At 40.5% G+C, this 7436-nt stretch carries 5 protein-coding genes and 1 rRNA gene; 5 read left to right on the top strand and 1 reads right to left on the bottom strand.

The features are described from left to right. Positions 1–158 precede the first annotated feature (158 nt). From rrf to PV403_RS22885, 3 genes are all read left to right on the top strand, one after another. Positions 159–275, top strand: a 5S ribosomal RNA gene (gene rrf, locus PV403_RS22895). A gap of 195 nt (positions 276–470) precedes the next feature. Then, positions 471–2045 carry a glucose-specific PTS transporter subunit IIBC gene (gene ptsG / locus PV403_RS22890; RefSeq protein WP_332086084.1) on the top strand — a complete coding sequence of 525 codons (1575 nt, stop codon included), beginning with the start codon at positions 471–473 and terminating at the stop codon, positions 2043–2045. Positions 2046–2052: 7 nt separating this feature from the next. Further along, the gene (locus PV403_RS22885; protein ID WP_191805147.1) at positions 2053–2769 is read left to right on the top strand and encodes an N-acetylmannosamine-6-phosphate 2-epimerase; all 717 of its coding nucleotides are present in this window, start codon (positions 2053–2055) and stop codon (positions 2767–2769) included. 53 nt (positions 2770–2822) lie between these two features. Here PV403_RS22885 and PV403_RS22880 read toward each other — a convergent pair whose 3' ends face one another. Next, positions 2823–3626, bottom strand: coding sequence for a MurR/RpiR family transcriptional regulator (locus PV403_RS22880; RefSeq protein WP_332086083.1), 804 nt, complete (start codon positions 3624–3626; stop codon positions 2823–2825). Between the two features lie 444 nt (positions 3627–4070). Between PV403_RS22880 and guaB the strand changes: the two genes are divergently transcribed. Both guaB and PV403_RS22870 read left to right on the top strand, forming a co-directional pair. After that, positions 4071–5528, top strand: a complete 1458-nt coding sequence (guaB, locus tag PV403_RS22875; RefSeq protein WP_213535750.1) for an IMP dehydrogenase — start codon at positions 4071–4073, stop codon at positions 5526–5528. 404 nt (positions 5529–5932) lie between these two features. Continuing rightward, positions 5933–7252, top strand: a complete 1320-nt coding sequence (locus PV403_RS22870) for a D-alanyl-D-alanine carboxypeptidase family protein (protein WP_213535831.1) — start codon at positions 5933–5935, stop codon at positions 7250–7252. Positions 7253–7436 lie beyond the last annotated feature (184 nt).

Genomic DNA, 7436 nt, shown 5'->3' with positions numbered 1-7436 from the left:
ATGCATGGAGCTGACCAGTACTAATCGGTCGAGGGCTTATCCTAAAAGCTTTCTGAAGGAAAGCTACTTCGAAAGCATATGCTATAAATTGCAAAGATTGTTTCGTATCTAGTTTTCAGGGAGCAAAACCTTGAATACCGCATTTGCAAAAATGCTCGTTTGGTGGCGATAGCGGAGGGGTTCCACACGTACCCATCCCGAACACGACCGTTAAGTCCTCCAGCGCCGATGGTACTTGGACCGCAGGGTCCTGGGAGAGTAGGACGTTGCCAAGCAAATAGAAAACCGTTGTTGACAATACGTCAGCGACGGTTTTTTTGTGTTTCCATGAAGAAAATAGATGAAGATAAAGTTTATAATAACCAATGCGGAATGACTCGTTTATGTAAGCGATTAAAATAATCATTGACGAAAACCGTTTTCATAACTATCATGAACATGAAAACGATTATTGAGGAGTGGTCATCCAGGTGAAACAATACTTCGAGAAAGCTCAAAAGTTTGGTAAGTCTTTTATGCTCCCTATCGCAGTTCTACCTGCAGCTGGTTTGTTATTAGGTATTGGCGGTGCTTTATCTAATGCAAATACAGTAGCAACTTACCCATTCTTGCAAGTGGAATGGCTCCAGCAGATTTTTACCGTTATGAGCAGTGCAGGAAGCATTGTATTCGATAACCTCGCTCTTATATTTGCAATCGGGGTAGCCGTCGGTCTGGCCCGTGCTGACAAAGGGACTGCCGGACTTGCAGCGGGACTGGCATACTTGGTAATGAATGCTTCGATTAATGCTATGCTGATTAATACAGGTCAGTTAGCAGAAGATCAATTAGCCTCAGTCGGGCAAGGAATGGTCTTAGGAATACAAACGCTTCAGACGGGTGTATTAGGAGGGATCATAGTTGGACTGGTTACTTCCATGTTGCACAATAAGTACAACAAGATTGAACTTCCTGCTTTTCTTGGTTTCTTTGGGGGCTCTCGGTTCATTCCTATTGTTTCTTCTTTTGCTGCCATTTTCATCGGCATTATATTATTCCTGATATGGCCAACTGTTCAGCTGGGGATTTCTCAACTTGGCAGTCTGGTAGATAAAACAGGATATGTTGGTACCTTATTTTACGGATTTTTGTTAAGAATGCTTGGACCACTGGGTCTGCATCATATATTCTATCTTCCTTTCTGGCAGACAGGACTTGGCGGCACGGTAGATGTTGCAGGTACAGTCTACGAAGGTACACAAAATATATTTTTTGCTCAGCTGGGTGACCCAGCAACAGAGAAATTTTTCTCTGGTACATCAAGATTTATGTCCGGACGTTTTATTACGATGATGTTTGGATTACTTGGTGCTGCATTAGCTATTTATCATACGGCACGCCCGGAACGAAAAAAAGTAGTTGGCGGATTGATGTTATCGGCTGCTTTGACATCATTTCTTACAGGAATTACAGAACCTTTAGAGTTCTCGTTCCTTTTTGTAGCACCCGTACTTTATGTGGTTCACGCTATATTTGATGGATTTGCTTTTATGCTTTCACATATCTTTGAGATTACAATCGGACAAACGTTCTCTGGCGGCTTAATTGACTTCATTCTTTTTGGAGTACTGCAAGGTAATGCTAAGACAAACTGGATACTTGTTCCGATTATTGGGGTGGTCTGGTTCTTCCTTTACTACTTCACGTTCCGTGTTTTAATAGTTAAGTTGAAACTGAAGACAATGGGCCGGGAAGACGAGACAGACACTGATAAAGTAGAACCTTCTACAGACGCTAAGCCAAAAAAGGTAAATGCAAAAACCGGACATGAACGTTCTATCGCTATTCTTAATGGACTTGGCGGTAAGGATAATATTAAAGAAGTAGATTGCTGTGCAACAAGACTTCGCGTGTCCGTTCTGGATATGGATAAAGTAGATGAGAAAATGCTAAAAGAGACCGGAGCTACTGCGGTAGTTAAAGTAGGAAATGGTGTTCAAGTCATATACGGACCTCAGGTTACGATTATTAAGAATGAAATTGAAGAATATATGGAAACGGAGTGATGAAAAAATGGAACTAAATACGTTAGGAATTCAAGGTGGACTTATTGTATCATGTCAAGCACTCGAGCATGAGCCTTTACATAGCTCTTTTATCATGGGAAGATTGGCCATCGCGGCAAAACAAGGTGGTGCAATTGGAATACGCGCGAATACAGCTGCTGACGTCAAAGAGATTAAACAGCAGGTAGATTTGCCGGTCATCGGAATTGTAAAAAGAAATTATGGAACGAATCCAGTATTTATTACACCAACGATTCAGGAAGTAGATGAGCTTGCAGCTGTAGGCGCTGAAATCATTGCAGTTGATGCAACTGTAAGAGCCCGCCCAGATGGAAAAACATTAGAGGCATTTGTAAAAGAAATCCGCAGTAAATATCCAGATGTGTTACTTATGGCGGACATTTCTTCAACAGAAGAAGCTATAAATGCTGAAAAACTAGGCTTTGATCTTATCTCTACTACGCTAGTAGGTTACACAGAAGAAACATCCCACATGAAATTATATGATGAGGATTTTGCAGTACTAAAAGAAATTATCGCTAGTGTTCATACACCAGTTGTTGCAGAAGGAAATGTGATGACACCAGAGATGGCAGCCCGTTGTCTAGAAGTAGGAGTATACTGTGTCGTTGTAGGAGGCGCAATTACTCGACCTCAGCAAATTACTGAGCGATTCGCTGCTGCGATCTCTGGAATAAGCAAAGTAGCACCTGCTACGAAGTAACGAATTACGATATAAATGATCAGGCCAAAGCTAAAAAAGCTTTGGCCTGATTTTTATTCCCCATGATACAAAGCTTTAAGTGTATTCTGACGAGCTTCAAATAAAGATTCATCCTCAAGTAAGAGTAGGGAAATCACATCCAGGATATAGATGATGGCGAGCTGGCTATTAATAAAGTGGACATCTCCTGTACGATCGATATCAGGGGTGAAAAGGCATATATCAGATATCTCCGAAAGAGGAGTATGATCAAAATTAGTAATGCCAACCACTTTGGCTCCGCGTTTCTTAGCAGCATCCAGTGCATCACTGACTTCAATCGTTCTTCCAGAATTGGATATCCCGATCACTAGATCATCCTGTCCTAACAGAGAAGCACTCATAATCATCATATGTGAATCGGTTACAGCATCAATGATGATATTCATCCGAGTTAGACGGTATTTAAACTCCAGAGCAGATAATCCGGAGCTTCCTAGACCATAAACATAGATTCGGCGTGATTTCTTTATTAAAGTCACAACTTGTTCAATCTGTTCCGTATCCAGCATTTCAGCCGTAGCATTAATAATGTCATTATAGGCTTGTTGGGTTTTAGGAAAAAAACGAGTTTCCGGATGAGGTTGCTGAACCTCACGATTGAGAAGAATTTTGAAATCAACAAAAGTTGCACAACCTACTTTTCGACAGAATCGTGTGATGGTCGAGGTAGAGGTGTATGTATTTGCAGCCAAATCACGGATATTTATATTCATAATAGATGCCTGATTACGCATGACATAATCGGCAATTTCTTTTTCTTTTGCTGAAAAACGTTGATATTCAATTTGTAGCTTATCGATCATACTAGACGACATCGTATTCGACCTCATTCCGTTCATAATTTAGCTAGGAAAAAGATTATTATATAGTAGTCTACTGCCGAATGATGAAAAGTACAAATAGGAAAGATTCGCATCTTACCTAAGAAATTAATCCATATAAGAGCTTTCAAAAGTAAGAAGAGGAGACAATAGGACAAAACTAATGAAATTCGAGAATTTATATTTACCAGTATAGGCTTCATTTCGTGAGATTCTATAGCTAAGAAAGCAAGCAGTTAACCAGAAGTGTCCGTCAGGGACAAACAGTTGTTTTTCTACAGCGATACACTCTTTCACAGCAAGTTACTTTTCCTTGACAGTGCAAATGGGCCTTTGCTAAGATTGCAATAATATATTTTCAGAAAATGTTCATTAGATCCATAAATGCTTTCATTTAGAGATCTTCAGTCTATATATAATAAAAGGAGGAACATCGTAGTGTGGGGAGATAAGTTTAGTAAAGAAGGTTTAACATTTGATGATGTTTTGTTAGTACCGCGTAAGTCTGAGGTACTTCCCAAGGAAGTTGATGTTTCGGTTCGTTTAAGTGATAACGTGAAGCTTAATATTCCACTGATCAGTGCTGCGATGGATACTGTTACAGAAGCACCTTTGGCGATTGCAATTGCGAGAGAAGGCGGTATCGGTATCATTCATAAAAATATGCCGGTTGAACAGCAAGCCGAAGAAGTAGATCGTGTAAAACGTTCAGAGAGCGGCGTAATTACGAATCCTTTCTCATTGACTAAAGATCATTTAGTATCTGATGCAGAAAAAGTAATGGCGAAATATCGCATCTCCGGTGTGCCTATCGTTGATGAAGCACAGAAATTGGTCGGAATTCTAACCAACCGTGATTTACGTTTTATTAAAAACTATGACATTAAGATCTCCGAAGTAATGACAAGTGAGAATCTGGTGACAGCACCTGTAGGTACTACGCTTGTACAAGCTCAAGAGATTTTGCAAAAACATAAAATTGAGAAGCTTCCGCTTGTTGATGAGTCGAATACTTTAAAAGGTCTTATCACCATTAAAGATATTGAAAAAGCAATCCAATTCCCGAATGCTGCAAAAGACAGTCAAGGAAGATTGGTTGTTGGTGCCGCTGTTGGTGTATCCAGTGACTTGTACGAGCGTACAGAAGCATTGGTAAAAGCAGGTGTGGATCTGATCTCGATCGATTCCGCACACGGTCACAGTAAAAACATTCTTGACTCGGTTCGTAAACTTCGCGAACTATATCCAAGTCTTACAATCATTGCGGGTAATGTCGCTACGGGTGAAGCAACGCGTGATCTGATTGAAGCAGGGGCATCTGTTATTAAAGTAGGTATTGGTCCGGGATCCATCTGTACAACTCGTGTTGTTGCTGGTATTGGTGTACCTCAAGTAACCGCAGTTTATGATTGTGCAAATGTAGCTCGTGAATACAATATCCCTGTCATTGCTGATGGCGGTATCAAGTATTCCGGTGAAATTACAAAAGCACTCGCAGCAGGAGCTCATGCAGTTATGCTGGGAAGTCTGCTCGCTGGTACAGAGGAAAGTCCAGGCGAATTTGAAATTTACCAAGGTCGCCGCTTTAAAGGGTATCGCGGTATGGGATCCATCAGCGCAATGAAAATGGGCAGTAAAGACCGTTACTTCCAAGATGATGATAAGAAACTTGTTCCTGAAGGTATTGAAGGACGCGTTGCTTATAAAGGTCCACTTAGTGCGACTATTCATCAGCTGATCGGCGGACTTCGCTCTGGTATGGGATATTGCGGTACAGCAACGATCGATGAACTTCGTAACGATACTCAGTTCATTCGAATTACGAGTGCAGGGCTTCGCGAAAGCCATCCACATGATGTTCAAATTACAAAAGAAGCACCAAACTATACATTGTAGGACAATCATTTTTGGTCATATAGCAGGCAGGCAAGGTGAAATTCACTTTGCCTGTCTTTTTTTGCGGAATATCGTGTGTTAAAATGAAACAGGACTTGTATAAGTATACAAGCAAACATATGAACCTTATGAAAAACATGAACAAAATGATCTCTATTGGATGTAGTAGGGACATTACATATAAATCAGTTATTCTCTGATTCAATGGGTTCTTCTTTTGGTCCTTGTTAGCCATTTTCGATTATGCTCAACATTTACAAATTAACAGAATGCTATTATTGCCTATAGAGGCATTATGAAAGATTAGAGGAGGATTTATTCCATTGAAAAAGAAGTACAGTCATTCATTGATTCGCTCTGAACAAATCGAGAGATCAAAGTTTAAAAAACGCGTTGCTACATTAATGGTTATGAATATGCTTTGTATGTCGGTGATTCCTGCTGCAGTGTCTGCTGAACAAGTAACTCAGGTAGCAACGGCTGCTACTACAAATGCTACGACAAAAGCATCTGTTTCTAAAGTGCCTTCGCCTGATACTCTAGGACTTGGGGTAAAGTCGGCAGTACTAATGGAAGCATCAACGGGTCAAATTCTATTATCGGTCAACGCAGATCAAGCTTACGCTCCAGCTAGTATGACGAAAATGATGACAGAATATATCGTCTCTGAAAAAGTAAAACAAGGCGAACTATCATGGGATGAACAGGTAACGGTTGAGAAAAATGCTTCCTTAAGTGTGGGTTCCCGTATTTTCCTGGCTGAAGGAGACCAACATTCGGTTAAAGAACTGTATATTGCTATGGCTATTGGCTCTGCGAATGATGCAACAGTTGCTCTTGCAGAACATGTGGCGGGTTCTGAGGAAGAGTTCGTAAAACTGATGAACGCAGAAGCCAAGCGTATGGGAATGAATGACACACATTTTATTAACTCAACCGGTCTCAACCGTAATGATATGCCGGAAGAATTCCGTCCGGAAGATGAACGTGAGACAGTAATGACAGCGAAAGATGTCGCTATTTTGACTAGATACATTGTTCAGGATCATCCTGACTTTGCTGAATTTACATCTCTTCAATCCTATGATTTCCGCGGAAAAGATAAGATTATTAACTGGAACTGGATGCTTGAAGCAAACAAAAACATTACAAACTTTAAAAAGTATGCGTATGAGGGTCTTGATGGCATGAAGACGGGGCATACATCCGATGCCGGTTACTGTTTTGCTGGAACTGCAGAACGTGACGGAATGCGTCTAATCAGTGTAGTAATGGGTGCTGCAACAGAGCCAGGCCGATTCAACGAAACGAAAAAGGTGCTCGACTACGGTTATAATAATTTTGAAGTGAAGCAAGTGGTTGCAGGTAAGACAACGGTAACCGGTGCAGAAACAGCACCTGTATCTAAAGGTAAAGAATCAACGGTACCCGTTGTAACCGAAGAAGCGGTTAACTTTATCGTTCCAAAAGGCACAGAATCTTTTGAACCTGAATTCACAACTAATTTTGAAGGTGAAGCGCTTGAAGCACCAATAGAAGCAGGTACTAAAGCAGGCACGATCACATACACCTACAAGGTAGAAGGTATGGATGAAGTGCAGGAACAAACAGTGAACCTTGTTACTTCTGAGAAAGTTGAAAAGGCTGGATGGTTCCGACTTATGTTCCGAGGAATCGGTGATTTCTTTGGTGACATGTTTGATAGTATTAAAAACCTGTTCTAATTAAAAGCAGTATTTATTTTAGTTCTGTGGGACAACTTTCTAATAACCTGTATTTAGTAAAATAGTTGTATAATCAGGATTCATACGGTAAAATATCAAGTTAGAATTCAAATTGGAAACTTTTGATGGGTACAAGTCTTTTTCTATAGGATATTACCTTTTAAAAGGGCGTTGAATTGGAAAA

Origin of the sequence: Paenibacillus sp. GYB006 (assembly GCF_036577645.1) — a bacterium.
Taxonomy (GTDB): Bacteria; Bacillota; Bacilli; order Paenibacillales; family Paenibacillaceae; genus Paenibacillus.
This window is presented reverse-complemented; position numbering and strand designations above follow the sequence as displayed.